Below are 2,781 nucleotides of genomic sequence, written 5' to 3'. Positions count from 1 at the left end.
GGATGATTGCGGGATAAAAAGGGGCCCTATAGGGGTTTCTTTTTTGAGAGAAGTTCATTGAACATATTGGTATAGACAGCGTAAACAAAGAGAAAGAAAGACCATTTTGGTGCCGGGCAGATCGACAATGATTGGGCGTTATAAGTATATGACGCATTACAATGAAGAGTTTGATCCTGGCTCAGGATGAACGCTAGCGGCAGGCCTAACACATGCAAGTCGAACGGTAACAGGGATTGCTTGCAATCCGCTGACGAGTGGCGCACGGGTGCGGAGCGCGTATGGAACCTGCCCCTGTCAGGGGAATAGCCCAGAGAAATTTGGATTAATGCCCCATGGTACCCCACCACTGCATGGTGGAGGGGTTAAAGATTTATCGGACAGGGATGGCCATGCGTACCATTAGCTTGTTGGTGAGGTAACGGCTTACCAAGGCAGCGATGGTTAGGGGCCCTGAGAGGGGGATCCCCCACACTGGTACTGAGACACGGACCAGACTCCTACGGGAGGCAGCAGTGAGGAATATTGGACAATGGCCGAAAGGTTGATCCAGCCATGCCGCGTGCAGGATGACTGCCCTATGGGTTGTAAACTGCTTTTGTACGGGAAGAAACGCACCTACGTGTAGGTGTCTGACGGTACCGTACGAATAAGGACCGGCTAACTCCGTGCCAGCAGCCGCGGTAATACGGAGGGTCCGAGCGTTATCCGGAATCATTGGGTTTAAAGGGTCCGTAGGCGGGCCTATAAGTCAGGGGTGAAAGGCCACGGCTCAACCGTGGGACTGCCCTTGATACTGTAGGTCTTGAGTCATGGTGGGGTTGCCGGAACATGTGGTGTAGCGGTGAAATGCATAGATATCACATAGAACACCGATCGCGAAGGCAGGTGACCAACCATGTACTGACGCTGATGGACGAAAGCGTGGGTAGCGAACGGGATTAGATACCCCGGTAGTCCACGCCGTAAACGATGGATACTAGCTGTCGGGCCCTCGGGCTCGGCGGCCAAGCGAAAGTGATAAGTATCCCACCTGGGGAGTACGTTCGCAAGAATGAAACTCAAAGGAATTGACGGGGGCCCGCACAAGCGGTGGAGCATGTGGTTTAATTCGATGATACGCGAGGAACCTTACCAGGGCTTAAATGCGGGCTGCATGGGACAGAGACGTCCCTTTCTTCGGACCGCCCGCAAGGTGCTGCATGGTTGTCGTCAGCTCGTGCCGTGAGGTGTCAGGTTAAGTCCTATAACGAGCGCAACCCCTACCGTTAGTTGCCAGCGAGTCAAGTCGGGGACTCTAACGGGACTGCCGGTGCAAACCGTGAGGAAGGTGGGGACGACGTCAAATCATCACGGCCCTTACGTCCTGGGCCACACACGTGCTACAATGGCCGGTACAGAGGGAAGCCACCCCGCAAGGGGGCGCGGATCTACAAAGCCGGTCACAGTTCGGATCGGGGTCTGCAACTCGACCCCGTGAAGCTGGAATCGCTAGTAATCGGATATCAGCCATGATCCGGTGAATACGTTCCCGGGCCTTGTACACACCGCCCGTCAAGCCATGGAAGCCGGGAGTGCCTGAAGTCCGTGACCGCAAGGAGCGGCCTAGGGCAAAATCGGTAACTAGGGCTAAGTCGTAACAAGGTAGCCGTACCGGAAGGTGCGGCTGGAACACCTCCTTTCTAGAGAAGAGACGCCCGAGCGTCGTTCGGGCCGGCCCAGAGGGGCTTTTTTTCTCTTGCTGTCTTTCCGATATGTCATTATATTTTGAGAAAGTCTCGTAGCTCAGCTGGTTAGAGCGCTACACTGATAATGTAGAGGTCGGCAGTTCGAGCCTGCCCGAGACTACAGGGAAGTTCATTTGAAATAGGAAATTCTGGAAGTTGAGTAGTGGTTATGGTCTAACTACTGACTGCTCATTACCGACTACCGGTACATGGGGAATTAGCTCAGCTGGCTAGAGCGCCTGCCTTGCACGCAGGAGGCCACCGGTTCGACTCCGGTATTCTCCACTAGGCCAATAAAGTGGGCCCGACGTGACATTTTTGTTTTGTCGGTGCCGGCTGGCCACAGGTTCATTGACATATTGGGACGGAGCGGACATGCCTTGCGCATGTTCAGCGAAGTCAAAGAAGAAACACGAAGTAGAATAGAAACAAAGGATTACGAGGGCGTTCCCGCGGTTTAGGCCGTGGGGCGCGACAAGCAAGAGAAGGGCGTATGGGGGATGCCTAGGCTCTCAGAGGCGATGAAGGACGTGATAAGCTGCGAAAAGCCACGGGGAACTGCACACGAGTGTTGATCCGTGGATCTCCGAATGGGGCAACCCGGCATGTTGAAGGCATGCCATCGAAAGAGGCTAACCCGCTGAACTGAAACATCTAAGTAGGCGGAGGAAGAGAAAACAAGAGTGATTCCGTGAGTAGTGGCGAGCGAAAGCGGAACAGCCCAAACCAATGTTGTTCCGGCAACATTGGGGTTGTAGGACCACGACATTCCGTGCGTGACGAACTGGAACTGGTTGGAAAGCCAGGCCGTAGACGGTGATAGCCCGGTACAGGCAAGGATCGTTATGGATAGTGGTATCCTGAGTAGCGCGGGGCACGTGAAACCCTGTGTGAATCTGGCGGGACCATCCGCCAAGGCTAAATACTCCTGGGAGACCGATAGTGAACCAGTACCGTGAGGGAAAGGTGAAAAGAACCCTGAACAAGGGAGTGAAACAGACCCTGAAACCATACGCCTACAAGCGGTCGGAGCCAATTTATTGGTGACGGCGTG

2 tRNA genes and 2 rRNA genes (1 of these 4 running past the window's edge) are annotated in these 2,781 nt (G+C 54.4%); all 4 read left to right on the top strand.

Annotation, left to right across the window (positions count from 1 at the left end):
• The first annotated feature begins 158 nt into the window (after nucleotides 1-158).
• Nucleotides 159-1,682: ribosomal RNA gene (locus EW142_RS16605) — 16S ribosomal RNA — on the top strand.
• 92 nt (nucleotides 1,683-1,774) lie between these two features.
• A tRNA-Ile gene (locus EW142_RS16600) sits at nucleotides 1,775-1,848 on the top strand.
• Between the two features lie 90 nt (nucleotides 1,849-1,938).
• A tRNA-Ala gene (locus EW142_RS16595) sits at nucleotides 1,939-2,012 on the top strand.
• Nucleotides 2,013-2,198: 186 nt separating this feature from the next.
• Nucleotides 2,199-2,781: ribosomal RNA gene (locus EW142_RS16590) — 23S ribosomal RNA — on the top strand; it runs 2,241 nt beyond the window's last position.
• The 16S and 23S rRNA genes sit together here with 2 tRNA genes alongside, the layout of an rRNA operon.

The sequence above is a fragment of the Flagellimonas allohymeniacidonis genome, from assembly GCF_004296335.1.
GTDB lineage: Bacteria > Bacteroidota > Bacteroidia > Flavobacteriales > Flavobacteriaceae > Flagellimonas > Flagellimonas allohymeniacidonis.
The sequence above is the reverse complement of the archived record's forward strand: the minus strand, read 5'-3'. Positions and strand labels throughout refer to the sequence as shown.